The following is a 25,076-nucleotide window of genomic DNA, read 5'->3' as shown; positions in this document are numbered from 1 at the left end:
CTGGCGAATTCAATTCCGGATAGGCGACCAGGTAGTGCCGCCGTTGATCCAGCGGCGTTCGTCGATCTGGCCGTCGAATATGTACGACGCGCCGCCGCCCTTGTCGTTGGTCAGCAGGCCCTGGACGTTGACGAAGTTGGCCCGGCCGTCGGCGCGGTCGCCATACAGCGTGCCGTCGGCTCCGACCACACCCTGCCCCGCGAAGCTGAAGCTCTCCTTGCGCGTCGACGCGTCGAAGGAAGTCGTGAAGCTGCGGGTGCCGAAGTCGACGTTCAGTTTGGCATTGCTCAGGGTAGCTGCCGTCGCCGACGAGGTCGTGCCGTAATTCGTGATGACATAGGCCTCGCTGTCGGCCAACGCAAAGCCGACGCTGCCGCGCTCGGGCGTTACATAGGCCTGGCCGGCGGTCCGGAAAATCGCGAAGTTGCCGTTGACCGCCACCAGCTGGTGCTTGGCACGCTCCAGGGTCAGGTTGAAGTCCGGCGCCGGCCCGGTCAGGCGCACCCAGCGGCCCCAGAGGATGCCGGCTTGCTTGACGTCGGGAACCGGGACCGCAGGATCCGGCTTGCCCGGCACTGGCTCTTGCTCCGGCTCATCCGGCACCTGGGTCACGGGCTCGGATGGCCCGGGACCCGAGGGCAAAGGCAGGTTGGTGCCAATATTGATCGCCAGCTGCTCGTTCTTGCGGTTCTCGACCGTCAACTCGACCGGCGTCACGGTTCCCTGGCCGGGCGCACCACTCTGCACCACCGGCGCGCCGGCCGGCGTGGTCTGGCCCGGTATCGCGCCCGTATCGTTGAGCAGCACCGGCGCCTGCGCGCCGCGCTGGATCTGCAACATCTTGCCACGCTGCATGGCCGACAGCTCGCGACTAAACGTGCCCTCGCAGGGACCGCTGCCCTCGGGACGGCAGGAGTCGCTGAACCCGGTCACCACCACGCCGCCCGAAATCACGGACACACGCGAGGTGGTCTGGTCGGTAAACACGGTGAAATCGGTGCCGCGTACTCCGATCGCCGCCACTGGCGTATTGAAGCGGAAGTTCTGGCGCGCGCGCTTGACCGCATCGCCCGATTTGCTGCGAGCCACGCCGCTGATCAGTTCCAGTTTGACGCGGGTGTTCTCGGGATTGCGCTCGTCGACGTGGTAGGCGGCGATGCGCGCCGTGGTATTCGGGCGCAGGATGAAGAGGCCGTTGTCCACGGTTTTCACGTACAGGAAGCCGTCGGCGCCAGTCTGCAGGGTGTCGCCTTCCTGCACGGGCGCGCCTTCGACCGCCTTACGGTCGAGCACCTGTGCGTTTCCCGCAACAAAAATCACCTTGCCGGCTTCCCCCGCATATACGGTTGCCGACAGGCCCAAGCTGACAAGAATGATTAATCGACGCAACATACTTCCTCCTTCACGCGGATTATCCCTCTGAGCGCGTGCAACAAAACGTGATAGCTGTCACATTTTACCCAAAACTCATGGGCTTCTTCAGATATAATTTCCCCGCAGAATTGCCGCCAAGGGCTGTAACCAAGGCTATACTTCCCGTTCACCGTTCAGAGACGTTGTAATTCGACCACACCGAGCGTGTCTGTTTCTCTTCCTTTCATGACGATCCGCTCGTTTCGCGTGCCGCACGGCGTCGTGCAGGCATTGATATCGATCCTCGCCTTTCTCCTGTGCGTCTATTCCCAGACAAGCGCCGGCGCCTGGGCTTTCGGTAACGAGCAGTTACGCGACCTGTTCCTGCGCCTGCAGGTGAGCAGCGCGCCCGAGCCGCGCGTGGTGGTGGTCGACATCGACGAATCGAGCACCGCCCGCCTCGGCCCCTGGCCCTGGCCGCGCACCCGCGTGGCCGACCTGGTCGAGACCCTGCTGGCCGACTATGGCGTGCGCGGGGTCGCGCTCGACATCGTCTTCCCCGACGCTGCCGATCCCGAGGGCGACGCCCGCCTGGCGGCCCTGGCCAGCCACGGCCCGGTGGTGCTGGCCCAGGCCTTCGACTTCCAGGCCGGGCGCGCCAGCGCCTTGCGCCAGGGCGTGCTGGCCACGGGGTCGGCGCAGCCCGCCCCCATGCAGCCGGCCGTGCACGCCACCGGCTACATCGCCAACCACGCCGGCCTGGCGCGCGCGCCGCGGGTCGGCAACATCGGCTTCGTGCCCGACCCGGACGGCGTACTGCGCCGCATCCCGCTGTGGACCGAATTCGAAGGCAAGACCTATCCGGCGCTCGCCCTCGCCCTCGTCAACTGCTGCAGCGGCGCGAGGCCGCTCGCCCCGCTCGACCCCAGCCTGCGGGTCGGCTTCGGGCGCGACTGGCCGGCTTATACCGTGGTGACGGCGGCCGAGGTGCTGGGCCGCGAGTACGTGCGCGACGACCTGGCTGGGCGCCTGGTGGTGATCGGCTCGTCCTCGCTGGGCCAGGGCGACCGCGTCGCCACCCCGCTCGGCAACAGCCGTCCCGGCCTCGGGGTGCAGGCGGCCGTGCTCTCCACCCTGCTCGACCAGCAGCAGGGCAAGGCGCCGGCGCGCTGGCCGGGCGCCGCCCTGGCCCTGGCCTTCTCGGCCGCCTGCGTGCTGTTCGCCACCTTCGCCTTCCCGCGCCTGTCGGCCCTCACCAGCGTCGGCCTGCTGGCCCTGGCATCGGTGGCCTGGGTCGGCTTTGCCGGCGTGGCGGCGGCCCACGATCCCGCCTTCTCGACCACCGGGCCGCTGGCGGCCAACCTGTTCCTGCTGGCCTTCGCCGTCCCCTACCAGTGGTGGGTGTCGCAGCACCGCTCGCGCCACCTGCTCGACACCCTGCGCCAGTACGTGGCGCCGGCGGTGGTGCAGGAGCTGCTGCGCAGCGAACTGGCCGACCCGCTCAAGCCGCGCCAGCTCGACATCACCACCCTGATCGCCGACATGGAAGGCTATACCAGCCAGGTCGAGAACCTGTCGATGGAAGAAGCCGCGCGCCTGACCCAGGACTTCCTCGACTGCCTGACCGGCCCGGTGTTCGCCCATAACGGCACCCTCGACAAGTACACCGGCGACGGCCTGGTCGCCTTCTGGGGGGCGCCGCTGCCGATGAGCGACCATGCCGACCGCGCGCTGGACGCGGCGCGCGAGATCGTGACCCGCGTGGCGCGCCTGAGCGCGCTGCGCGAGCGCGAGGGACGTCCGCGCCTGCGGGTGCGGATCGGGATCGAGAGCGGCCCGGCCATGGCGGGCGATTTCGGCACCAGCTTCCGCAGCGTCTACACGGCGGTGGGCGACAGCGTGAACACCGCGTCGCGCCTGGAACAGGCGGCGCGCGACTTCCCGCACGACGCCATCGTCGGCCAGGGCACGGTCACGCGCGCCACCCGCCACGCCTTCGTGCCGCTGGGCGAGCGGGTCCTGCGTGGCAAGGGCAAGCCCTCGACCCTGTACGCCCTGGCGGAGGCGGCATGATGCGGCGTCTCCTTCCCAGCCTGCTGCGCGCCCTGGCGCCGTGCATCCTGGCCTGCGCGGCCGGCCCGGCGCTGGCCCAGAGCGCCGCCGACGAGGCCCAGGTGCTGTACGAGCGCGCGCTGCAGGCCATCGCCGAAGGCCGCAAGGACGACGCCTCGCGCACCCTGATGGGCGTGATCGAGAAGGAAGCCCTGCACGCCGGCGCCTATCTCGAAGTGGCCCTGATCCAGTGCAGCCTGGGCAAGAGCGACGAGGCCGAGCGCCTGTTCGCCATCGTCGAGACCCGCTTCGATCCGCCGCGCCCTATCCTGGAACTGATCGCCGAGGCGCGCGACACCGGCTGCGACACCTGGCAGCCGGTGAAGTCGACCTCGTTCAGCCTGACGCGCGGGGTGGACAACAACGTCAACCAGGGCGCGCGCAACCCGACCTACATCATCGAACGCGAGGGCGGCCAGGTGGTGCTGCCGCTGCAGGCCGAGTTCCTGCCCCAGCGCGACCACTACACCGCCTTCAACCTCGACCACACGCGCGAGCTCACGCCCAACGGCGTCAGCGGATTCCTGCAGCTGACAGGGCGCCGCAACGATTCGCTGCACCGCTACGACAGCGCCTCGCTGTACGCCGGCGTTGACAGCCCCTACCGCTGGGGCGCCTGGCCGGTGCGCGCCTCGGCGATCCTGGGAGCGACGGTCCTGGACGGCAGGCTGTACCAGCGCCAGCTGCAACTGCAGACGCGCGTCGGCGTGCCGCTGCCGCTGCCGGCCGGGATGGCGCTGAACGTCTCCGGCGCGGTCTCGCGCAGCCAGTACATCGCGCTGACCAATTTCGACTCCACCCTGATGGAGATGACCAGCCTGCTGAGCTACCGCGGCGACAGCCTGTACGCCAGCATGAGCCACGCCTGGATGAGCGACCGCGCGGTGCGCGAGCGCCCGGGGGGCGACCGCCACGGCTACGCCACCACCCTGCTGGCGCGCCGTCCGCTGTGGCGCTTCAGCGCCGAAGTCTCCTTCAGCTACCAGAGCTGGAAGAGCGCCGAGGCCTACGTGCCGGGCCTGATCGAGGCGGTGCGCGACCAGAACACGCGCGTGGTGCGCGCCGCCCTGTCCTATCCGGTCAAGCGCAACCAGTCGCTGCGCCTGGAGGCGCGCGCGGTGCGCAACAGCGAGAACATCTCGATCTTCCAGTACGATAACCGCCAGATCCAGCTCAGCTGGCAGTGGCAACGATGACCATGACGCATCCTTCTTCTTCCCGCACCCTGGGCGAGGCGCTCGGCACCCGCGAGAACGGCTTCAACCTGGTGCGCCTGGTCTGCGCCGCGCTGGTGGTGGTTTATCACGCCTACCCGTTCAGCCGCGCCAATCCCGGGCGCGATCCGGTCACCACCTTGCTGCAGCCGGTGGCCGACCTCGGGGCGCTGGCGGTCGGCGTGTTCTTCCTGATCAGCGGCATGTTCGTCGGCCAGAGCTGGCTGCGCGATCCGCAGCTGGGACGCTTCGCGCTGCGCCGCGTGGCGCGCATCATTCCGGGCCTGTTCGTCTGCCTGCTGCTGACCACGGCGGTGGCGGTGGGCTGGTTCTCGACCGCGGGCTGGGCCGGGCTGCTGGACGCCGCGCCCTGGCGCTACATCTTCGGCAACACGGTCCTGCACGGCCTGCAGTACAACATCCCGCCCGAGGAGCTGCGCATCGCCGGCGTGCTGGGCGGACGCGACCTGAACGGCCCGCTCTGGACCCTGTACTGGGAAGGCCGCATGTACGTGATGCTGGCCCTGGTCGGCATGATGGCGGTGCTGCCGATGCGCCAGTGGCTGGGCGGGGCCGCCCTGTTCCTGCTGCTGGCCGCCAACCTGTTCCCGGAAGTGGCCGCCGGCTACGTCTGGGAAGTGCGCCTGTGGTCGCTGTTCCTGGCCGGCGTGGTGCTGCAGGCCTGGCTGCCGCAAGCCGTGTTCGGGCTGCGCCCCTTCCTCTGCGCCTGCGTCCTGGTGGCCCTGTGCTGGACCCGCTGGGCGGCGCTTGGCGCGAGCGGCTTCACCTGGTTCGGCGTCGTGCTGGCCCTGGCCGCCCTCGCCCTGTGGGTGGGCAGCGCGCGCCTGCCCGCGCTGAGCCACCTGCAGCGCCACGATTACTCGTATGGCGTGTATATCTACCACTGGCCGGTGCTGCTGATACTCAGCGAGCTGATGCCGGGCGCCGGCCCGCTGCGCCTGCTGGCGGCCGGGCTGGCCGTGACGGGCCTGCTGGCGATCGCCAGCTGGCATCTGGTCGAGGCGCCTGCGCTGGAGGCCGTCCGGCGCCGCCTGCAAGCGCGCCATGCGCCGGTCCAGCCCGCCGCCGCGCGGCGCGCGTGAATGCCGACGCGGCAGATGGCGCGGCAAAAATGCCGCATTTCGCAACGAATACGCACGTAGCCGGGCTCGAGCATATACAATCATGCCGGTATGAGTTCGCTTAACTGGATGGTCTGGATCTGATGGGGTGGAACGCGCTGCTGCTGGCGCTGGTGGCCACGGCGATGACGGCGGGCTGCCTGGTCCCGAATCGCTGGCTCCCGCCCTTGCCAAACGACAAATTCATGCACTTCGCCGGCTTCGCCGTGCTGACCGCGCTGGCGCTGCCGCTGGCTGGCGAGCATGGAGGCAAGGCGTGGTGGCTGGCCGGCCTGCTGGCGGGCGGCTGGCTCATCGAGTGCCTGCAGGCCCTGGTGCCCGACCGCCGCTTCTGCTGGCGGGACCTGGCCGCCAATGCCGCCGGCATCGCCTTCACCGCCGTCCTGTTCCATCTGTACGCTTCCTTTTCCTATGCCTGAAGCACGAAACCTGAAACTCGCCGCCACCTCCCCGAGCGGGGACGACCAACTGGACGCCGGGGGCATGAGCATCCCGGTCGACACGCGCCCCGGCCCGGGTCGTCCGCAAGCGCAGATCCACCTGCGCAAGATTCCCCTGCTCGCCGAGCTGAGCGAAGAGGAAATGGCGCTGGTCAAGCAGGAGGTGCGGATCCGCCAGTACGCCAAGCGCGAGATCGTGCTGCAGAAAGGCGGGCATGGCGACGGCCTGCTGTTCCTGCTGTCCGGCCAACTGCAGGTGATCGACGTGACCGAGGACGGACGTGCGATCGGACTGCGGATGCTGGCGCCCGGCGACTTCTTCGGCGAGATCGCCCTGATCAACAATTCGACGCGCTCGGCCTCGGTGGTGGCGCTGAGCTCGGTGGTGGTGGCCTTCCTGCCGGCCAACACCGCGCTGCACCTGTTCTCGCATTCGCCCTCGGTGGCCAAGCAGATGCTGCGCCACCTGGCGCAGAAGATCCAGCGCGACTCCGAATTCCGCGCCCTGCTCAGCATTAACAACACGGCCAAGCGCATCTATACCTATCTGGCGCTGATGCAGAAGAAGGGCCAGACCCAACCGGGCGAGCCGGCGGTAGTGGAAGACCTGCCGACCCACCAGGACATCGCCAACATGATCAACACCAGCCGCGAGACCGTCACCCGGGCCCTGGCCGCGCTGGCCCAGCAGGGCATCGTCCAGAAGGACGCCCACCGCCTCATCATCGTCAAGCCGGACGCGCTGCAGAAGCTGGTGCAGGGCTGAGCTCGGTAAAACTACCCTTAGTCACAAATTTTCATTTACCTCTCGCGAATTGTGTATTATTCAATTGCCAATTAGGCAATTAATTACACTAGGGAGGTACTGTGCGGACAAGAATCCACCAAGCTGCGGGCCTGTTGACAGCCCTGTCTCTCTGCGGCTGCGTCACTGTCGAGGTTTTTGACCAGGAGAAGCCGGCGAATACGGCCTCGCCAAACGGGCAACTGACGGGCATTCCTTTCTTTGAAAAGGAACTCGTCAACTACCACGAAACGAAACGCGCAGTCACCGATTGGCAGATCCAGGTCACGGTGTTCGAGGAGGGCAACGAGAAACCGCTCCTCGTCCTGCCAAGCCGCGGTCCGGCCTTGTTCGTCTGCGTTCCACCTGCCGAAGTACGCAGGGCTGCGAACCAGATCGTCGAGAACGCGGGGTGGAGTTCGCCCGACGAAGCGAGAACCGCAGTGGAACGTCAGCTCGCTGAACTAGGCAAGCATTCGATGCCGGACAACCCGCATTGCGAAGAAGTGCTGAGCAACCAGACCAAGCATGAGGTTCGTCCCGGGAGAAAGCTGTATGTGCGCAACGTCGCACCGCTGTTCGGCTCGGCCAGCGCCGACTTCGGCTTTGCTGCGGACGGTACGCTGACCAGCGCGTCCAGTTCGGCACAACCCATCGCGGAAGGGTCGAACGTCTCGAACCTGATTCCCATGAAAGAATTTTTTACGAAGCAGTGGGCTTTGTCCTCACCAGGCGCCAAAGCCTTGAACGGAGGGACGCCACCACCCGTCACCAGGCGCTACGAGGTCGCGGTCGCGGTGCAACCCGTGATTACCGTGTACACCCTGCGCAGGAACATTCCCGCTACGGGGTCATGGAGCTTCGATCCTATCCCGCGCGCCGATGCCACGAAGGCCGGGCCGTCCGCGGAACTGGTATCGGTCGAGCGCTTGTCGGACGGCGGCGGCAAGGCGAATCCGAAGGCCTACCAGATCCAGGGCGCCATCGTTCCACCGGACGCCGGACAGAAGTAGGCCGGGACACGCACGGCTCGGCGCACGCGCGAGTCGTGCCCGGGTTTTTCGCATGCGCTGGCATAATCGGCGCACGCGAAAACCGGGAGAGAGAACCATGAAGTGCCCCCATTGCGACGACGGCCACCTGGTCTACGACATCCGCAGCATCCCCTATACCTACAAGGGCAAGACCACCCTGATCCATGACGTGGTGGGGGATTACTGCAAGTCGTGCAAGGAGATCATCCATATCCGCGAGCATGGGCACGAGTTCCACGAGCACGTGCGCGGCTTTCGCGACAAGGTCGATGCCGATGCGCGGCTGCGGGCACGGCTGCGCAAGATCCGCACCGGGCTGGGGCTGAGCCGGAGCGAAGCCGGCAGCCTGCTGGGCGGCGGGGCGCAGGCCTTCGCGGGCTATGAAAGCGGGGAGGCGGAGGTGCCGGAGGCGCTCGTTAACCTGTTGCTGCTGCTGGAGCGGCGGCCGGAGCTGATCGCGGACGTGCGGGAGTTGGGGGCCGATACCAAGCGGTAGGGGTTTGCGAAGAACTTGGGTCCCCGCCTTCGCGGGGACGACGTTCAGAGGGACGTAGCCGAAGTCGGACAATCGCTATACCGAGCTCTGTAAACAACGTCGTCCCCGGCCTCGGCGGCCCCCTTGGCGGGGACCCAAGTTTGCCAGCATTCCACCAGCGCACATCTCTCCCCGCCCCGACAAAACGTTACAATTGAACAAAGTGTTGCCATATCGGTAGAGTATAATTTCCGGCTCACCGGTTCCCGACACTATGACAACGTTCCCGACGCGACGCCTCGCGCCGCATTTCTGCGCGGCAAAACCCGCTTCGTCCACATCATGATTTCGCCCCTGATGCTGCGAGGCCTGTGGGCCTACCGCGGTTTCGTGCTGGGCAGCGTCAAACGCGAATTCCAGTCGAAATACGCCAACGCCATGCTCGGCGCGGTCTGGTCCGTGCTCAGCCCCCTCGCCATGATCCTCGTGTACACGGTGATCTTCGCCGAGGTCATGCGCGCGCGCCTGCCGGGCAGCGATTCCAGCCTCGCCTATTCCATCTACCTCTGCGCCGGCATCCTGACCTGGGGCCTGTTCGCCGAGATCGTGGCGCGTGGCCAGAACATGTTCGTCGAGCAGGCCAACCTGCTCAAGAAGATCAGCTTCCCGCGCATCTGCCTGCCGGTGATCGCGGTGCTCAGCGCCCTGGTCAACTTCGGCATCATCTTCGGCCTGTTCACCCTGTTCCTGATCGCCTCCGGCAACTTCCCCGGCCTGGTCTTCCTGGCCATCGTGCCGGTGCTGCTGGTGCAGGTGCTGCTGGCGATCGGCCTCGGCATGGTGGTGGGCGTGCTCAACGTCTTCTTCCGCGACGTCGGCCAGTTCGTGACCATCGCCATGCAGTTCTGGTTCTGGCTCACGCCCATCGTCTACCCGGCCTCGATCCTGCCGGCCCAGGCCCGTCCGCTGATGGAAAACAATCCGATGGCGGCCCTGGTGCAGGCCTACCAGGCCATCCTGGTCAAGGGCGAACTGCCCGACTGGCGCAGCCTGCTGCCTGCGACCGTGATCGCGCTGCTGCTGTGCGTGCTCGGCCTGCGCCTGTTCCGCAAACGCTCCGGCGAAATGGTGGACGAACTCTGATGGGCGCGATTTCCGTACAAGGCCTGGGCAAGGCCTATAAGCTCTACCCGACGCGCTGGTCGCGCCTGGCCGAATGGATGCTGCCCTTCCTCGGCCAGCGCCACAGCCTAAAGTGGGTGCTGCGCGACATCAGCTTCCAGGTGGCCCCCGGCGAAGCCGTGGGCTTGATCGGCATCAACGGCGCGGGCAAGAGCACCCTGCTCAAGCTGATCACCGGCACCACCCAGCCCACCACCGGTCAGGTCTGGATGGAGGGCCGGGTTGCCGCCCTGCTCGAACTGGGCATGGGTTTCCACCCCGATTTCACCGGCCGCCAGAACGCCTACATGGCCGGCCAGCTGCTGGGCATGACGGTGGACGAGATCACCGCCCTGATGCCGGAGATCGAAGCCTTCGCCGAGATCGGCGACTACATGGACCAGCCGGTGCGCGTGTACTCGAGTGGCATGCAGATGCGGGTCGCGTTCTCGGTCGCCACCGCGCGCCGCCCCGACATCCTGATCGTCGACGAGGCCCTGTCGGTGGGCGACGCCTACTTCCAGCACAAGAGCTTCGAGCGCATCCGCCAGTTCCGCAAGGCCGGCACCACCCTGCTGCTGGTTTCGCACGACAAGCAGGCGATCCAGTCGGTGTGCGACCGCGCCATCCTGCTCGACGGCGGGCGCCTGGCCATGGAAGGCAAGCCGGAAGCGATCATGGACTACTACAACGCCCTGATCGCCGAGCGCGAGAACGAGAAAGGCGCCACCGTGCGCCAGGCCGAAGCCGAAGGCGGCAAGACCCAGACCGTGTCCGGCACCGGCGAAGCCAGCGTGGCCGACATCGCCCTGCTCGACGCCGACGGCAACCGGGTCGAGGTGGTCGACGTCGGCAGCCCGGTCACGCTCGAGGTGCGGGTCGATGTCAAGGCTCCGATCCCGCGCATGGTGCTGGGCTACATGATCAAGGACCGCCTGGGCCAGCCGATGTACGGCACCAACACCCACCTCAAGGACCTGCCGCTCGAGAACGTCGCGCCCGGCGAGCAGGTCGTGTACCGCTTCGCCTTCCCGATGAACCTGGGGCCGGGCAGCTACTCGGTCGCCACCGCCATCGTCAGCACCGACACCCACCTCGTGAACAACTACGAATGGCGCGACCTGGCGCTGGTGTTCACCGTGATGAACATGCGCCGCCCCCACTTCGAAGGCTCGGCCTGGCTCGACCCGGCCGTCCACATCCAACGCACATGAATTTCATCTCCTACGCCCAGAACTTCGAGGACGTGCTGCTGTGGCGCGCCCTCGGCCACGTCGGGAACGGCTTCTACATCGACGTCGGCGCCAACGACCCGGTCGAGCATTCGGTCACCAAGGCCTTCTACGACGCCGGCTGGCGCGGCATCAGCATCGAGCCGTTGCCCGCCTTCCACCAGGCCTTCCTGGAGCAGCGCCCGCGCGACGTCAACCTGGCGATCGCCGCCGGCGCCGAGGACGGCGAACTGACCCTGTACGACGTGCCGGCCGTGCGCGGCTGGGCCTCGCCCGATGCCGCGGTGGCCGAGCTGCACCGCAGCGAAGGCCATACGGTGGCCGAGCTCAAGGTGCCGGTGCGCACCCTGAACACGGTCTGCGAAGAACACGTGCAGGGCGAAATCCACTTCCTCAAGATCGACGTCGAAGGCTTCGAGGGCGAAGTGCTGCGCGGGCTGGACCTGCGCCGCTGGCGCCCCTGGATCCTGGTCATCGAAGCGACCCTGCCGAACAGCCGCGAGACCGTGCACGAGCGCTGGGAGCACCTGGTCACGCCGCATGGCTACCGCTTCGCCTGGTTCGACGGCCTGAACCGCTACTACGTGGCCGAGGAGCACCCGGAACTGCTGGCCAGCCTGCAGGTGCAGCCGAACGTGTTCGACGCCTTCATCTCGCACCACCTGGACAAGGCCTGGAGCGGCCTGCGCGAGCAGGGCGAGGCCTTGGCCGCGCTCGACCAGCGCGCGCGCGCCACCATCGCCGCCGAGCAGCAACGGGCCGCCCGCGCCGAGCGCCTGGCCCAGGACACCGCCGACGAGCTCGAGGCGACCCGCGCCCGCCTGGAAGACGAGCTCCGTCAGCGCGAAGAGCAGATCGCCGCGCTCGACGAGCGCCTGCTGGCCACCCAGGAGAGCGCGCGCCAGCTGTCGGACTGGGCGCGCGGCATCGAACAGCAACTGCTGGCGACCCTGTCCAGCAGCTCGTGGAAGATCACCGCCCCGCTGCGCCTGGCCGGAGGCGCGCTGCACGCCCTGCGCCGCCCGCACCTGGCGCGCCGCGTGGTCAACCGCCTGACCGCCAACGAGCGCCTGCGCCGCCTGCTGATCCCGGTGCTGCGCCGCTATCCAGCGCTGGGCCAGCGCGTCAGCAGCAAGCTGGCCGCCATCAAGCTCGACGTGCCGCAGCAGGCGCCGGCCGGCGTCGAAGTGCCCGAGCACCTGAAGGGCTTGCCGGTCTCGGTGCGCCGGGTGCTGGCCGATCTCGAACGCGCGCGCGGCGCCGGCGCCGCAGAACAACAGGCAGGACAATAAATGCGCATCGTCATCGACTTTCTGAACGACCCGCAGCCGGCCGCGGCCCGCCTCGCGCTGGCGCGCGGCCTGCTGGGCCTGGCCCGCGAGGCCGGGGCCGAGATCTGGCTGGCCACGCCGGCCCATGAACCGGGCGCCACCGACCGCCTGCGCCTGGCCTTCGACGGCCTGGTGGCGCGCGAACGCGTGCGCCCCTTCCTGCTGCCGCGCCAGGACGCACTGCGCGCACCCGTGCACGCGCGCGCCCTCGCCGGCATGGCGCCGGACGTGGTGCTGGCGCCGCCCGGCGCGAGCCACGACGGCGCCGCCTTCCTGACCGTTGCGCTGGACGGGGCCGATCCGGCCGCCCTGTGGGTGCGGGTCCAGGCCACCGCCGCCGAGAAGACTCCGGCCGCCCGCGAGAGCGCGCGCAAACCGCGCCTGGCCTACGTCTCGCCGCTGCCGCCCGAGAAATCCGGCATCGCCGACTACAGCGCCGAGCTGGTCCCCGAGCTGGCCGCCTTCTACGACATCGAACTGGTGGTCGAGCAGGACGACATCACGGACGCCCGCATCAGCCGCTTCCCGCGCCGCGACGCCCAATGGCTGCGCGAGCACGCCCACGAGATGGACCGGGTGCTCTACCACGTCGGCAATTCGCCGGCCCACCGCCACATGTTCGAGCTGATCCGCGAAGTGCCGGGCGTGGTGGTGCTGCACGACTTCTATCTCGCCAACGTGATCGATTACCTCGACCACCAGCGCTACCTGCCGCAGGGCTTCCTGCGCAACCTCTACGAGTCGCACGGCTACACCGGCCTGCAGCGCCTCGCCGCCGAGGGCCGCAACGCCAGCGTCTGGGCCATGCCGCTCAACCGCGGCGTGCTCGAGCACGCGACCGGCATCATCGTCCACTCCGACTACCCGCGCCGCCTGGCCGAGGAGTGGTACGGTCCGGGCGCGGCCGACGCCTGGCAAACCATTCCCCTCCTGCGCGGCAAGCCGGAGGGTGCCGCCTCGCCCCAGGCCCGCGCCGCCGCGCGCGCGCGCCTCAAGTTCGGCGCCGACGACTTCGTGGTGTGCAGCTTCGGCCTGCTCGGGCCGACCAAGCTGAACGAAGAGCTGCTGGACGCCTTCCTGGCCTCGCCCCTGGCCCAGGACCCGCGCTGCAGCCTGGTGTTCGTGGGCGAGAACGAAGGCGGCCAGTACGGCGCCGCCATGACGCGCAAGATCAAGGCCAGCGGCTGCGCCGAGCGGATCCGCATCACCGGCTTCGTGGACGCCGCCACCTACGCCGACTACCTGGCCGGCTGCGACAGCGCCGTGCAGCTGCGCGGCGCCTCGCGCGGCGAGACCTCGGCCGCGGTGCTCGACTGCCTGCTGTACGGCGTGCCGACCATCGTCAACGCCCACGGTTCCAGCGCCTCGATCGACGACAGCCTGCTGCTCAAGCTGCCCGACCGCTTCGCCAGCGGCGAACTGGCCGAGGCCCTCGGCCGCCTGCGCGGCGACAGCGTGCTGCGCGAAGGCCTGGCCCAGCGCGCCCTGGCCCACATGGAAAGCGAGCACGCCCCGGCGCGCGCCGGCCGCCTGTGCCGCGAGGCCATCGAGCACTTCTACATGCGCGGCCCCCAGGCCGGCTATCCGGAGCTGGTGCGCGCCGTCGCGCCGCGCTGCGCTCCCGACGAGCTGCCGGCGCTGGCCGAGGCGATCGCCTTCAACCGCGCCCCCGCCCTGCCCCAGCGCCAGCTGCTGGTGGACGTTTCCGCCCTGGTCCAGACTGACCTCAAGACCGGCATCCAGCGCGTGGTGCGCAGCGTCCTGCTGTCGCTGATCGCCCATCCACCGCAAGGCTTCCGGGTCGAGCCGGTGTTCGGCACCGGCGGCAACCGCCCCTTCCACTACGCGCGCGGCTTCGGCCTGAAGACCGTGGGCGTGAGCGGCCTGGACCTGGAAGACGCCCCGGTCGAAATGCGCCCGGGCGACCTGTTCTTCGGCCTCGACCTGTTCCTGAGCGGGATCCACCAGAACGAGCAGATGCTGCTCGCGCTGCGCGACCGCGGCGTGCAGGTCCACTTCTGCATGTACGACCTGCTGCCTGTGCTGCGCCCCGACGTCTTCCCCTTCGGGACCGAGGAAGGCTTTGCCGACTTCCTGCGCACCGTGCACCGCGTGGCCGACGGCGTGGTCTGCATCTCGCGCGCGGTGGCCGACGAGTTCGCGGCCTGGGTCGCGCGCCAGGGCTTGCAGCGCACGGTGCCGCTGCAGCTGGGCTGGTTCCACCTGGGCGCCGACATCGACGCCAGCGCGCCCAGCAAGGGCTTGCCGCCGGACGCCCCGGCGGTCCTGGCCGCCCTCGGCGAGCGTCCCAGCTTCCTGATGGTGGGCACGGTGGAGCCGCGCAAGGGCCATGCCCAGGCGCTGGCGGCCTTCGAGCTGCTGTGGGAGCGCGGGGTGGACGTCAACCTGGTGGTGGTCGGCAAGCAGGGCTGGATGGTCGAGAAGACTGCCGAGCGCATGGCGAACCATCCGGAGAAGGGCAAGCGCCTGTTCTGGCTGGCCGGCATCTCGGACGAGATGCTGCTCAAGCTCTACGGCAGCGCCTCGGCCCTGCTGGCCCCCTCCGAAGGCGAAGGCTTCGGCCTGCCGCTGATCGAGGCGGCCCAGCACGGCATTCCGATCCTGGCGCGCAGCCTGCCCGTGTTCCGCGAGGTGGCGGGCGAGCACGCCACCTATTTCGACGGCCTGGCGCCCCAGGACCTGGCGGCGGCGGTCACCGACTGGCTGGACCTGCACCGCGCCGGCAAGGCGCCGGGCTCGGCCGGCATGCCCTGGCTGACCTGGAACGACAGCGCGCGCCAGGTGGTCGACGCACTGGTGCGCGGCCGCTGGTACAAGACGCTGCATGAAGGAGAACGCGATGCGTGAACGACAAGCCATGGCCGGCGGCGCGCTGCGCCCGCTGGTCGTCGACCTGGACGGCACCCTGATCCATTCCGATCTGCTGTGGGAATCGATCGTGCTGTTCCTGAAGAAGAACATCCTGCGCGCCTGGATCCTGCCGTTCTGGCTGTTCCTGGGCAAGGCCGGCTTCAAGGAGCGCATCGCGCGCGAAGTCGAGCTCGACCCGGCCGCCCTGCCCTACGACAAGCACGTGCTGGCCCTGATCGAGGCCGAGAAGGCGTCGGGCCGCACGGTGGTGCTGGCCACCGGCTCGCAGCGCCGCTTCGCCGAGGCCATCGTCGCCCACCTGGGGCTGTTCGACCAGGTGCTGGCCACCGAGGACAAGGTCAACCTGACCTCGCACAACAAGGCGCGCGAACTGTGCGCCCTGTTCGGCGAGCGCGGCTACGACTACATCGGCAATTCGCGCGCCGACCTTGCCGTCTGGCTGAGCTGCGAGAACCCGATGTCGGTCACCCGCAAGCCCTTCCGCCTGGCCGACGGCCGCGAGACCAGCCATTCGGGCAGCGTGCGCGGCGGCGCGGCCAAGGCCCTGCTCAAGGCCATGCGCCCGCGCCAGTGGCTGAAAAACATGCTGGTCTTCCTGCCCATGCTGGCCGGCCACGCCTTCGACCTGTTCACCCTGCAGGCCTCGCTGGTGGCCTTTGTGGCCTTCTCGCTGTGCGCTTCCAGCGCCTACCTGCTGAACGACGCCCTGGACGCCCAGGACGACCGCGTGCACCCGACCAAGCACAAGCGCCCGATCGCTTCCGGCGCCCTGCCCCTGCCGCTGGCGCTGATGAGCAGCCCGCTGCTGGCCTTCGCCGCCATCGCCCTGTGCGCCTGGTACAACCCGCTGCTGCTGGTGGTGGTCGCGGTGTACTTCGTCTCCACCGTGGCCTATTCGGTCTACCTCAAGCGCCTGCTGATGGTGGACATCGTCACCCTGGCCCTGCTGTACAGCCTGCGCGTGCTGGGCGGCAGCGCCGCGACCGGGATCGCGCCCTCGTTCTGGCTGCTGGCCTTCTCCTTCTTCATCTTCCTCAGCCTGGCCCTGCTCAAGCGCCACAGCGAGCTGTTCAACCTGCACCGCCAGGGCAAGGAAAAGACCCGCGGACGCGGCTACACCACGGCCGACAAGACCCCGATCGGCATCATGGGCATCAATACCGCCTTCGTCTCGGTGCTGATCTTCATGCTCTACTTTAATTCGGAGAACGTGCTGAACCTCTACCGCACTCCCGAATGGCTGGCCGGCATCCTGCCGCTGCTGGTGTTCTGGCTGGGCCGCCTGTGGGTGCTGTCCTTCCGCGGCCAGGTCAACGAAGACCCGGTGCTCTACGTCAGCAAGGACAAGGTCAGCCTGCTCGTCATCGCGCTCTGCCTGGGCCTGGGCGCCCTGGCCGCCTGAGCATGCGGGCCGCCCACCACGCCGCGCCGCACTGGCGCTTCCCCCTGTTGCTGGCGCTGGCGCTGGTGCTGCTGGCCGCGCTCGCCCCCACCGCCTACCGCGGCGACGCGGTCGAGTACACGGTGGACACGGTGGCCATCGCCAGCCATGCCAGCCCGGACGTGCGGCTGGAGGACATCGCGCGCACCCGCCCGCTGCTCGAGGGCGCCTTCAAGGAGCCCTTCGACCAGCTCGAACGCGGCATGCGGGCGGGCGAGCGGGACCTGTACGCGGCCTTCGCGCGCGGCCGCGGCGACAAGGTCTATCCGGTCCACTTCTTCGGCTACCCGCTGATGGCGGCCCTGCCCTTCAAGCTGCTCGACACGCTCGGCCTGCCGCCCTTCCGCGCCTTCGTGGTGGTCAACCTGGCCGCCGTCTTCGTGCTCGGCCTGGCGCTGCGCCGCTTCTTCGGCGACGAGCGCCGCGCCTGGGGCGGCCTGGCCCTGTTCATGCTGTGCGGCGGCGTCCTGTATTTCCGCTGGAGCAGCCCGGAATGCGTGAGCGCGGCCCTGCTGCTGGCCGGCCTGCTGCGCTACACCAGCGGCGCGCCGGTCTCGGGCGCGCTGCTAGCCGGCGTGTCCAGCCTGCAGAACCCGACCATCGTGTTCTTCTTCGGCTTCGCGCCCCTGATCAAGCTGGCCATGGACTACCGGCCCGGCCAGACCCTGGCGGCGGCCCTGCGCGCCCAGCTCGGGCGCCGCAGCCTGCTCGGCCTGGCGCTGGGGGTGGCCGTGTTCGCGCTGCCGGTGCTGTTCAACCTCTACCAGTACGGGGTGCCGAACCTGATCGCCCGGCGCTTCTCCGATCCGAACCTGGTCGGCTCCGAACGCTTGCTCTCCTTCTTCTTCGACCTCAACCAGGGCATGCTGATCGGCCTGCCCGGTTTGCTGGCCGCCCTGCTGCTGGCCGGGCGCGCGCTCGGCGCCCACGGCCTGCGCGTGCTGGCGGCCTGCGCCCTGTTCACCCTGGCGCTGGCGCTGCCGGCGCTGTCGATCCTGAACTGGAACTCGGACGCGGCCGGCATGATGCGCTACGTGTTCTGGGCCTCGATGCCGCTGGTGTTCGCCCTGCTCGAGCTGCTGCGCCGCCATCCTGGCGTCAAGCGCCTGGCGGTCGGGGTGGCCGTGGTACAGCTGCTGGCCACCGCGCACGCGGCCAGCTATCCCTATGTGAACTTCAGCCCGCTGGCGCGCCAGTTGCTGGCCCACGTCCCCGGCATCTACCATCCCGAGCCTGAGATCTTCGCCGAACGGGCCGGCGTGCACGACAACTACCTGCGCGCCGACCAGGTCTACGCCTGGCGCGCCGGCGGCCAGGTGGTGAAGGCCCTGGTCCACGAAGGCAACCCGGCAGCCCAGGAAAGCCTGTGCGGCGGCGGCGCCACCCTCGCTCCCGGCCTTGCGTCCACGCCCGCCACGCGCGGCTGGCGCTACGTCGACGGCCCGATCCGCTGCCAGGCAGGCGCGCTGGCGCAGCGCCGCTTCGGTCCGGAGGACGTGGGGGCCGGCAAGCTCGAACTGCTGGCCGGCTGGAGCGATCCGGAATTCAACGGCCCGGGCTGGGACGGCATCTGGTCCACGGGCGCGCGCTCGCGCCTGCGCCTGCAGGTCGGGGGCCTGGCGCCGGGCGCGATCGTGATCCGCGGCCGCTACCTGGACGCGCCCGGCCGCACCCGGGTGTTCGCCAATGGCGCCGACCTCGGCTGGCACGCACTCGACCGCGCCACGGCCCTGCCCCTGCCGCAAGGGCCGGTCGCACCCGGCCAGCCGCTGGTCATCGAGTTCGAGCATGAGCGCACCCGCTCGCCCAGCCCGGGCGATCCGCGCCAGCTCGCCTTTTTCCTGCAAGACATCAGCGTTCGCGCAGCAGCGCCCAGCACACCATGAATAGCACCGAACACTTCCACCAGCCCGCGCTGCGGCGCGCCTCCGATCTTCCCCCCGCGGTCGCGGTGGTGATCCCGAGCTACCGGGTCACCCGCCACATCCTCGAGGTCATCGAAGGCATCGGTCCCGAGGTCACCCGGATCTACGTGGTCGACGACAAATGCCCGGACGGCAGCGGCGCCTTCGTGCGCGCCCACTGCGCCGACCCGCGGGTGCGGGTGCTGGAACACGCCGAGAACCAGGGCGTGGGCGGCGCGGTCATGACCGGCTACCGGGCGGCGATCGCCGACGGGGCCGAGGTCATCGTCAAGATCGACGGCGACGGCCAGATGGACGCCTCCCTGCTGCCGGCCTTCATCGCGCCGATCCTGGCCGGCCAGGCCGACTACACCAAGGGCAACCGCTTCTTCGACCTGGAACGGATCCGCGCCATGCCGCCCATGCGCCTGTTCGGCAATGCCGCGCTGTCGCTGATGACCAAGCTCTCTTCCGGCTACTGGAACCTGTTCGATCCGACCAACGGCTATACCGCCATCCATGCGGACGCCGCGCGCTACCTGCCCTTCGACAAGATCAGCCGGCGCTACTTCTTCGAGACCGACATGCTGTTCCGCCTGAATACCCTGGGCGCGGTGGTGGCCGACGTGCCGATGCACGCCAAGTATGGCGACGAGGTCAGCAACCTCAAGATCTCGAAGGTGGTCACCGAGTTCGCGCTCAAGCACGTGCGCAATTTCGGCAAGCGCCTGTTCTACAACTACTACCTGCGCAACATGTCGCTGGCCTCCCTGGAGCTGCCGCTGGGCCTGCTGCTAACCGGCTTCGGCGCCCTCTACGGCCTGCACCACTGGATCGAAGGGGCCCGCGCCGGCGTCGCCACCCCGGCCGGCACGGTCATGCTGGCGGCGCTGCCGGTGATCATGGGCGTGCAACTGATCCTGGCCTTCCTCGCCTACGACATCGCGATGGTGCCGACCCGGCCCCTGCACAAGAAACTGCTGCCGCAGTTGCACCCGCATGGCTGATTCCCGTCCCGACTGGCAGCGCTTCGCGGTGTTCGTGGCCGGCGGCGGCCTGTCCGCCCTGGTCGACATCGGCCTGATGCAACTGCTGCTGGGCGCCGGCGCGCACTACGGCGCGGCGGCCAGCGCCGGCTTCGGCGCCGGCCTGATGGTGAACTACCTGTTCCACAGCAAGCTCACCTTCGGCGCGCGCTCCAACGTCCAGGTGGTCGCGCGCTACCTGTGCGTGACCGGCTTGAACTACCTGCTGACCCTCGCCTGCGTCGCGGCCGGCGCCGCCCTGCTGGCCAGCCCCCTGGCCGGCAAGCTGGTGTCGCTGCCCCTGGTTGCCGTCAATGGCTATTTGCTGAGCAAACACTGGATCTTCAAACCATGAATTTTCTCCCTGTCCAGCACGACCCCGCCACCCTCGCCCGCTACGGCGAACTGTTCGCCGCCTGCTTCCCCGGCGTGCACAAGTTCACGCCCGCTTACCTGGACTGGCTTTACCTCGCCAACCCGGACGGCAAGGCGGTCGGCTACGACGCCTGGGACGGCGAGCGCCTGGCGGCCCACTACGTGTGTGTGCCGGCCCGGGTCTGGGTCGAGGGCCGCGAGTCGCTGGTGCTGCTCTCGCTGAACACCGCCACCCATCCCGACTACCAGGGCAAGGGCTTGTTCACCAAGCTCGCGGCCATGACCTACGAGGCCGGGGCCGCGGCCGGCTTCGCCGGCGTCTACGGCGTCGCCAATGCCAACAGCACCCCGGGCTTCATCCGCAAGCTGGGCTTCCAGCTGGTGCGGCCGCTGGAAGCGCGCGTCGGCCTGGGCGGCCTGCGCCACCGCGCGCCGCCCGCGCCGCACACCCTGTCCTTCGGCCGCAGCTGGAACGCCGAGGCGCTGGCCTGGCGCTGCGCCAACCCGCACAACCCGGTCTGGCGCCGCCCCGGAGGACGCTTCTACGCGGCGGCCGCGGGCCTGCGCCTGCCGGCCTACGCCGAGCTGCCCGACGACCCGGCGCCGGCCGGCGTGGAAGCCGGCCCCGGCCTGTCGCCGCTGCGCCTGTTCATCGGCCTCGCGCCGGACGCCGCCAGCCGCTACTGGAACTACGCCAGCATCCCGATGTCGCTGCGTCCCTCGCCGCTCAACCTGATCTGGCGCGCCTTCGGCGAGGGTCCGTCCCGGCTGGACGCGGCGCGCATCCAGTTCAGCTTCCTCGACTTCGATGCCTACTGAACGCTGCGCGGTCTTCCTGTTCGCGCACCAGGACGACGAGTTCGGCGTGCTGCAGCGCATCCGCAACTACCGGCGGCGCGGCCTGCGCGTGGCCTGCGCTTACCTGACCGACGGCCAGACCGCACAGGCCAGCGCCGCCGTGCGCAATGCCGAATCGCTGGCGGTGCTGGCCGGGCTCGGGGTCGGTCCGGCCGACGTCGCCTTCGCCGGCCAGGCCTGCGGGATCGGCGACGCCCGCCTGCCGCTGCACCTGGACGCCGCCGCCGCCTGGCTGCGGGCCTGGCTGGACGGGCTCGGCGAGATCGAAGCGCTCTACCTGCCGGCCTGGGAGGGCGGGCACCACGACCACGACGCCCTGCATGCGCTCGGCGTGCGCATCGCCGCCGCGCGCGGCCTGCTGGGACGGGCGCGCCAGTTCCCGCTCTACCAGGCGGCGGGCCTGCCCGGCCCCCTGTTCCGGGTCCTCGCGCCCCTGCCCGAAAACGGCCCGGCAGAGGCCCTGCGCCTGCCCTGGGGCGACCGCCTGCGCAACCTGCGCTGCTGCCTGTCCTATCCTTCGCAGCGCGTCACCTGGCTGGGCCTTTTCCCCTTCGTCCTGCTGCACACCCTGGCCAGGGGCGTCGAGCGCGTGCAGGCGGTCGACCCGGCCCGCCTCGCCGAGCGCCCCCACGCCGGCCCGCTGTACTACGAAAAACGCCAGTTCTTCACCTGGGAGCGCCTGCGCGCACTGCTCGATTCCTGGCACGCCGCGTGGCCAGCCTCCCCTGCCGACAAGGAAAGCCGCCCGTGAACATCGCTCCCGCCGCCGGTCCGCGCCGGCATGCTCCCCTGATCGCCTTCCTGGCCGTGCTGGCCGGCGTGGTCCTGTTCCTCTACCAGCGCAACCACGGCCTGATGCCCTCGGTGTTCGCCGACGAGTGGTACTACAGCCGCATGTCGCGCCTGGCGCCGCACGCCGAAGCCCTGGTGCCCTCCTACCTCTACATCTGGCTGTTCGGGGCCAGCAAGGCCTGCGGCGCCGGCTTCCTCGAATGCGTCCGCGCCGGCAACCTGCTGTTCCTGGCGGGCGCCACGCCCTTCGTCTACCTGACCGCGCGGCGCTACGCCTCCGCCCCCTGGGCCGGCGCCCTGGCCCTGTTCTCCCTGCTGTCGCCGCTGAACCTGTACAGCGCCTACTTCATGCCGGAGACCACCTATTACTTCGGCTTCTGCGTGCTGAGCTGGGTCGCGCTGACCCGCGGCGGCTGGCACTGGGCGGCCCAGGGCGCCCTGGCGGGCCTCGTGGTCGGCCTGATGAGCCTGGTAAAGGTGCATGCGCTCTTCCTGCTGCCCGGGGTCTGCCTGTTCCTGGCCTACTGCGCCTTCCAGCGCGGCGGACGCTGGCTGCTGCCCGCCGCCGGCGCCATGCTGGTGACGGCGGGCGCCGCCCTGGGCGCCAAGTTCGGCCTCGGCTACCTGCTGGTGGATCAGGCCGGCCTGTCGCTGTGGGGCCCGTTCTACGGCCGCGCCGCCACCACCGCCACCACCTCGATGCTGGACCAGGTCCTGCCGGCGCTGACCAGCGCCAAGGGCCACCTGATCGTGCTCGCCCTGCTGTTCGCGCTGCCGCTGGCCGTGCTGGGCCACCTGCTGTGCACCCGCGTGCTGCGCCGCGCCGACGATCCGCTCGGCCAGCTGGCCCTGTACACCCTGCTGACCCTGGGCGCGGCGGCCGCCGTGACCATCATGTACACCGCCTCGCTGGCGATGTTCGGCGTGGAAGAGCTGATGCGCCTGCACCTGCGCTACTACAGCTTCGGCTTCCCGCTGCTGTGGACCGTGGCCGCCGCCGCGGCCGCCGCCGACCAGCGCGCGCCGGTGCTGCGCTGGATCCTGGCGCTCGGCCTGTGCGCGGTCCTGCACCAGCTCTGGACCGACCTGCCGCTGTACCGCCTGCTGATGGTCGACGGCCCCGACATCGCCGGCATCGACCTGGCCCACCCGGGCACCATGGCCCTGGTCGTGCTGCAGGCCGCCCTGCTGCTGGGCTGGGCCGCCGGCGTGCGCGCTGCCCCGCTGCTGTTCGTGTTCGTCGCCCTGCCCGCCTCGCTGGCCGCCGGCCAGTCGAGCATCGGGCTCGAGCTGGCCAAGATGCGCACCCCGGCCCCGGGCGACCTGGCCGGCCCGGCGGTACGCCAGCACGTGCCCGCGGCCGAGCTGCCCAAGCTCACCATTGCCGGCGACAATCCCCAGGTGCTGATGCGCGCCCAGTTCGCGATCGACCACCCGGATACCCAGATCCTGCAACTGCCGCCGGGCGGCGCGCCCCTGACGCGGGAACAGTTGCCGAAAGACCTGTCGTGGATGCTGATGCTGGGGCCGAACCATTTGCCGCCCGAGCTCGAGCTGGTGACCAACGGCCCGGGCTACCGCCTGGTCCGGCTGGCGGCGCCGGGCGGCGCCAGCGCCGTGGCAGCCGCTCCGGCCCGCTCTCCGCACTGAACGGCCGCGCCCGCCCCGCCTTTGTGTGTGCCCGCGTACGGAGCGCGGGACGCGGAACCGGTATAGTCCGCCCAAAGACAGGAGCACATGGCCCGCGACGCCATGTTCCAAGGCGGAGATCAGTCGATGGTGATAGGACCGGAAAAGGACGAAGCGCTCGACAAGGAGCTCGACGTGCAGGGCGGCGGCCAGAGCGTGGGCGTGCCGGCCGACGGCGATATCGAGGGCAATGCCGTCCATCCCCTCGGCAATCCCGGCATCAAGCACTGGCAGGCCAGCTACATCGACCACGGCGGCCTCGACGAGCGCGGCAACATCTTCTTCGCCGCGGTCGAGATGACCCGCATGCCGATGGTGGTCACCGATCCGCGCCAGCACGACAACCCGATCGTGTTCGCCAACAATGCCTTCACCGACCTGACCGGCTACCAGAACGAGGAGATCGTCGGCCGCAACTGCCGCTTCCTGCAAGGACCGGACACCGATCCCGCCACCGTGCGCGAAGTCCGCAAGGCGATCCAGGAAGAGCGCGCGGTCGCGGTCGACATCCTGAACTACAAGGCCGACGGCACGCCCTTCTGGAACGCCCTCTTCATCGGGCCGATCTTCGACCAGGAAGGCAGGCTGATGCACTTCTTCGCCTCGCAGATGGACATCACCGAGCGGCGCAGCACGATGGAGTCCTACCTGCAGGCCCAGAAGATGGAAGCCATCGGCCAGCTCTCGGCCGGCATGGCCCACGACTTCAACAACCTGCTGCAGGTTATCAACGGCAACCTCGAGGTGGCCGGGCTGGCCGCCGGCGGCAACGCGAAGGTGCTGGAACCGATCCGGCGCGCCCAGCGCGCCACCATGCAGGCCGGGAAGCTGACCCAGCAACTGCTCACCTTCGCGCGCAAGCAGCGCCTGGAGCCGCGCCGGGTGAGCCTGAACGCGCTGGTGGTCGAGTTCTCGGACATGCTGGTGCGCACCCTGGGCGACAAGCTCGAGCTGCGCCTGGACCTGCGCCCCGGCCTGCCGCTGTGCACGGTCGACCCGACCTATCTCGAGATGGCGCTGCTGAACGTGGTGATGAACGCGCGCGACGCCATGCCGGGCGGCGGCCGGGTCACGGTCGGCACCGCCGTGCTCTCGCCCGAGCGGCGCCAGCTGCTCAAGCTGCCCGGGGGCGAGCCCGAGGGCGGGTACGTGTGCATCTGCGTGCTGGACGAAGGCGAAGGCATGAGCGAAGAGGTGCGCCGGCGCGCCACCGAGCCCTTCTTCACCACCAAGGGGCCGGGCACCGGCCTGGGCCTGGCGATGGTGCACGGCTTCGTGCAGCAGTCGCGCGGCAAGCTCGACATCGAGAGCGAGCCGGGCCGGGGCACCCAGGTGCGCATGGTGTTCCCGGTGAGCGAGCAGGTCGCCGCCAGCAACGACATGGACGGCGGCGACCAGGCGCGCGAGGCGGATGCCAACGAAGGCAGCCGCATCCTGGTGGTCGAGGACAACGAGGACGTGCGCGAGCTGGCCGAGACCATGCTGCAGATGGAGGGCTACCGGGTGCTGTCGGCGCCGAGCGGCGAGCGGGCCCTCGACCTGCTGCAAGGCGGGGCGGAGGTGGACCTGCTGTTCACCGACGTGATCATGCCGGGCGGGATGAACGGGCTGCAGCTGATCGAGAAGGCGCGGGTGCTGAGGCCCGCGTTGCCGGTGCTGGTGACCACCGGCTACATGGACGAACTGCCGGGACGCGGCGGGCGGGCCGGGAAGGATGAAGGGCTGGACGTGCTGGCCAAGCCCTACCAGCACCAGGAGCTGCTGGAGCGGATCCGGGCGGCGCTCAAGCGCGCCGCCTGATCGCGCCGCCGGCGCCGGCCGG

General features: G+C 69.4%; 20 protein-coding genes. 19 read left to right on the top strand and 1 reads right to left on the bottom strand.

Features of this window, described 5'->3' with window-relative positions; genetic code table 11:
* Window positions 1–9: 9 nt before the first annotated feature.
* Window positions 10–1,293 (bottom strand): FecR domain-containing protein, encoded by a 1,284-nt coding sequence (locus B0920_RS17525; RefSeq protein ID WP_229455700.1) that lies wholly within the window; start codon window positions 1,291–1,293, stop codon window positions 10–12.
* Window positions 1,294–1,599: 306 nt separating this feature from the next.
* Between B0920_RS17525 and B0920_RS17520 the strand changes: the two genes are divergently transcribed.
* From B0920_RS17520 to B0920_RS17435, 19 genes are all read left to right on the top strand, one after another.
* On the top strand, window positions 1,600–3,426 hold the full coding sequence (locus B0920_RS17520) for a CHASE2 domain-containing protein (protein ID WP_078033937.1): 1,827 nt from the start codon (window positions 1,600–1,602) through the stop codon (window positions 3,424–3,426).
* Window positions 3,423–4,661 carry a lipopolysaccharide assembly protein LapB gene (locus B0920_RS17515; protein WP_078033936.1) on the top strand — a complete coding sequence of 413 codons (1,239 nt, stop codon included), beginning with the start codon at window positions 3,423–3,425 and terminating at the stop codon, window positions 4,659–4,661. Before B0920_RS17520 ends, B0920_RS17515 begins: the two co-directional genes overlap by 4 nt.
* A 2-nt stretch (window positions 4,662–4,663) precedes the next feature.
* On the top strand, window positions 4,664–5,782 hold the full coding sequence (locus B0920_RS17510) for an acyltransferase (protein ID WP_179119210.1): 1,119 nt from the start codon (window positions 4,664–4,666) through the stop codon (window positions 5,780–5,782).
* A gap of 122 nt (window positions 5,783–5,904) precedes the next feature.
* Entirely contained in the window at window positions 5,905–6,240 is a 336-nt protein-coding gene (locus tag B0920_RS17505) for a VanZ family protein (RefSeq protein ID WP_078033934.1), read from the top strand.
* The gene (locus B0920_RS17500) at window positions 6,233–7,027 is read left to right on the top strand and encodes a Crp/Fnr family transcriptional regulator (protein ID WP_229455699.1); all 795 of its coding nucleotides are present in this window, start codon (window positions 6,233–6,235) and stop codon (window positions 7,025–7,027) included. The genes B0920_RS17505 and B0920_RS17500 overlap by 8 nt, the downstream gene beginning before the upstream one ends.
* A gap of 134 nt (window positions 7,028–7,161) precedes the next feature.
* Window positions 7,162–8,058: a hypothetical protein gene (locus tag B0920_RS26025; RefSeq protein WP_179119209.1), complete on the top strand. Its 897-nt coding sequence runs from the start codon at window positions 7,162–7,164 to the stop codon at window positions 8,056–8,058.
* Window positions 8,059–8,155: 97 nt separating this feature from the next.
* On the top strand, window positions 8,156–8,575 hold the full coding sequence (locus tag B0920_RS26020) for a type II TA system antitoxin MqsA family protein (protein WP_179119208.1): 420 nt from the start codon (window positions 8,156–8,158) through the stop codon (window positions 8,573–8,575).
* Between the two features lie 321 nt (window positions 8,576–8,896).
* Window positions 8,897–9,697: an ABC transporter permease gene (locus tag B0920_RS17490; protein WP_078033931.1), complete on the top strand. Its 801-nt coding sequence runs from the start codon at window positions 8,897–8,899 to the stop codon at window positions 9,695–9,697.
* Window positions 9,697–10,929 (top strand): ABC transporter ATP-binding protein, encoded by a 1,233-nt coding sequence (locus tag B0920_RS17485; RefSeq protein WP_078033930.1) that lies wholly within the window; start codon window positions 9,697–9,699, stop codon window positions 10,927–10,929. Before B0920_RS17490 ends, B0920_RS17485 begins: the two co-directional genes overlap by 1 nt.
* A complete protein-coding gene (locus B0920_RS17480; RefSeq protein WP_078033929.1) occupies window positions 10,926–12,239 on the top strand; it encodes an FkbM family methyltransferase in 1,314 nt (437 codons plus the stop codon). The genes B0920_RS17485 and B0920_RS17480 overlap by 4 nt, the downstream gene beginning before the upstream one ends.
* Complete coding sequence (locus B0920_RS17475) at window positions 12,240–15,146, top strand: glycosyltransferase (RefSeq protein ID WP_078033928.1); 2,907 nt, start codon at window positions 12,240–12,242, stop codon at window positions 15,144–15,146.
* A complete protein-coding gene (locus tag B0920_RS17470; RefSeq protein ID WP_179119207.1) occupies window positions 15,139–16,572 on the top strand; it encodes a UbiA family prenyltransferase in 1,434 nt (477 codons plus the stop codon). The genes B0920_RS17475 and B0920_RS17470 overlap by 8 nt, the downstream gene beginning before the upstream one ends.
* Window positions 16,573–16,574: 2 nt before the next feature.
* The gene (locus B0920_RS17465) at window positions 16,575–18,497 is read left to right on the top strand and encodes a hypothetical protein (RefSeq protein ID WP_078033926.1); all 1,923 of its coding nucleotides are present in this window, start codon (window positions 16,575–16,577) and stop codon (window positions 18,495–18,497) included.
* Window positions 18,494–19,522 (top strand): glycosyltransferase family 2 protein, encoded by a 1,029-nt coding sequence (locus B0920_RS17460; protein ID WP_078033925.1) that lies wholly within the window; start codon window positions 18,494–18,496, stop codon window positions 19,520–19,522. Before B0920_RS17465 ends, B0920_RS17460 begins: the two co-directional genes overlap by 4 nt.
* Window positions 19,515–19,895, top strand: coding sequence for a GtrA family protein (locus B0920_RS17455; RefSeq protein ID WP_078033924.1), 381 nt, complete (start codon window positions 19,515–19,517; stop codon window positions 19,893–19,895). The genes B0920_RS17460 and B0920_RS17455 overlap by 8 nt, the downstream gene beginning before the upstream one ends.
* Window positions 19,892–20,734, top strand: a complete 843-nt coding sequence (locus tag B0920_RS17450) for a GNAT family N-acetyltransferase (protein WP_078033923.1) — start codon at window positions 19,892–19,894, stop codon at window positions 20,732–20,734. The genes B0920_RS17455 and B0920_RS17450 overlap by 4 nt, the downstream gene beginning before the upstream one ends.
* Window positions 20,724–21,524: a PIG-L deacetylase family protein gene (locus B0920_RS17445; RefSeq protein WP_078033922.1), complete on the top strand. Its 801-nt coding sequence runs from the start codon at window positions 20,724–20,726 to the stop codon at window positions 21,522–21,524. The genes B0920_RS17450 and B0920_RS17445 overlap by 11 nt, the downstream gene beginning before the upstream one ends.
* Window positions 21,521–23,215, top strand: a complete 1,695-nt coding sequence (locus B0920_RS17440) for a hypothetical protein (protein ID WP_078033921.1) — start codon at window positions 21,521–21,523, stop codon at window positions 23,213–23,215. The genes B0920_RS17445 and B0920_RS17440 overlap by 4 nt, the downstream gene beginning before the upstream one ends.
* 126 nt (window positions 23,216–23,341) lie before the next feature.
* Window positions 23,342–25,054 carry a histidine kinase famiy protein gene (locus B0920_RS17435; protein WP_078034458.1) on the top strand — a complete coding sequence of 571 codons (1,713 nt, stop codon included), beginning with the start codon at window positions 23,342–23,344 and terminating at the stop codon, window positions 25,052–25,054.
* Window positions 25,055–25,076 lie beyond the last annotated feature (22 nt).

This window comes from Massilia sp. KIM (assembly GCF_002007115.1).
In the GTDB taxonomy this organism is placed as follows: Bacteria; Pseudomonadota; Gammaproteobacteria; order Burkholderiales; family Burkholderiaceae_D; genus Telluria.
Note: the sequence above shows the minus strand (reverse complement) of the source record. Positions and strands in the feature narration are given on the sequence as shown.

Bases quoted from the DNA above. Each gene is read 5' to 3' on its own strand.
- B0920_RS17450 (WP_078033923.1), top strand. From the start codon at position 19,892: ATGAATTTTCTCCCTGTCCAGCACGACCCCGCCACCCTCGCCCGCTAC.
- B0920_RS17470 (WP_179119207.1), top strand. From the start codon at position 15,139: ATGCGTGAACGACAAGCCATGGCCGGCGGCGCGCTGCGCCCGCTGGTC.
- B0920_RS17490 (WP_078033931.1), top strand. From the start codon at position 8,897: ATGATTTCGCCCCTGATGCTGCGAGGCCTGTGGGCCTACCGCGGTTTC.
- B0920_RS17455 (WP_078033924.1), top strand. From the start codon at position 19,515: ATGGCTGATTCCCGTCCCGACTGGCAGCGCTTCGCGGTGTTCGTGGCC.
- B0920_RS17445 (WP_078033922.1), top strand. From the start codon at position 20,724: ATGCCTACTGAACGCTGCGCGGTCTTCCTGTTCGCGCACCAGGACGAC.
- B0920_RS26020 (WP_179119208.1), top strand. From the start codon at position 8,156: ATGAAGTGCCCCCATTGCGACGACGGCCACCTGGTCTACGACATCCGC.
- B0920_RS17485 (WP_078033930.1), top strand. From the start codon at position 9,697: ATGGGCGCGATTTCCGTACAAGGCCTGGGCAAGGCCTATAAGCTCTAC.
- B0920_RS17435 (WP_078034458.1), top strand. From the start codon at position 23,342: ATGGTGATAGGACCGGAAAAGGACGAAGCGCTCGACAAGGAGCTCGAC.
- B0920_RS17460 (WP_078033925.1), top strand. From the start codon at position 18,494: ATGAATAGCACCGAACACTTCCACCAGCCCGCGCTGCGGCGCGCCTCC.
- B0920_RS17480 (WP_078033929.1), top strand. From the start codon at position 10,926: ATGAATTTCATCTCCTACGCCCAGAACTTCGAGGACGTGCTGCTGTGG.
- B0920_RS17520 (WP_078033937.1), top strand. From the start codon at position 1,600: ATGACGATCCGCTCGTTTCGCGTGCCGCACGGCGTCGTGCAGGCATTG.
- B0920_RS17510 (WP_179119210.1), top strand. From the start codon at position 4,664: ATGACGCATCCTTCTTCTTCCCGCACCCTGGGCGAGGCGCTCGGCACC.
- B0920_RS17465 (WP_078033926.1), top strand. From the start codon at position 16,575: ATGCGGGCCGCCCACCACGCCGCGCCGCACTGGCGCTTCCCCCTGTTG.
- B0920_RS17475 (WP_078033928.1), top strand. From the start codon at position 12,240: ATGCGCATCGTCATCGACTTTCTGAACGACCCGCAGCCGGCCGCGGCC.
- B0920_RS17500 (WP_229455699.1), top strand. From the start codon at position 6,233: ATGCCTGAAGCACGAAACCTGAAACTCGCCGCCACCTCCCCGAGCGGG.
- B0920_RS17515 (WP_078033936.1), top strand. From the start codon at position 3,423: ATGATGCGGCGTCTCCTTCCCAGCCTGCTGCGCGCCCTGGCGCCGTGC.
- B0920_RS17505 (WP_078033934.1), top strand. From the start codon at position 5,905: ATGGGGTGGAACGCGCTGCTGCTGGCGCTGGTGGCCACGGCGATGACG.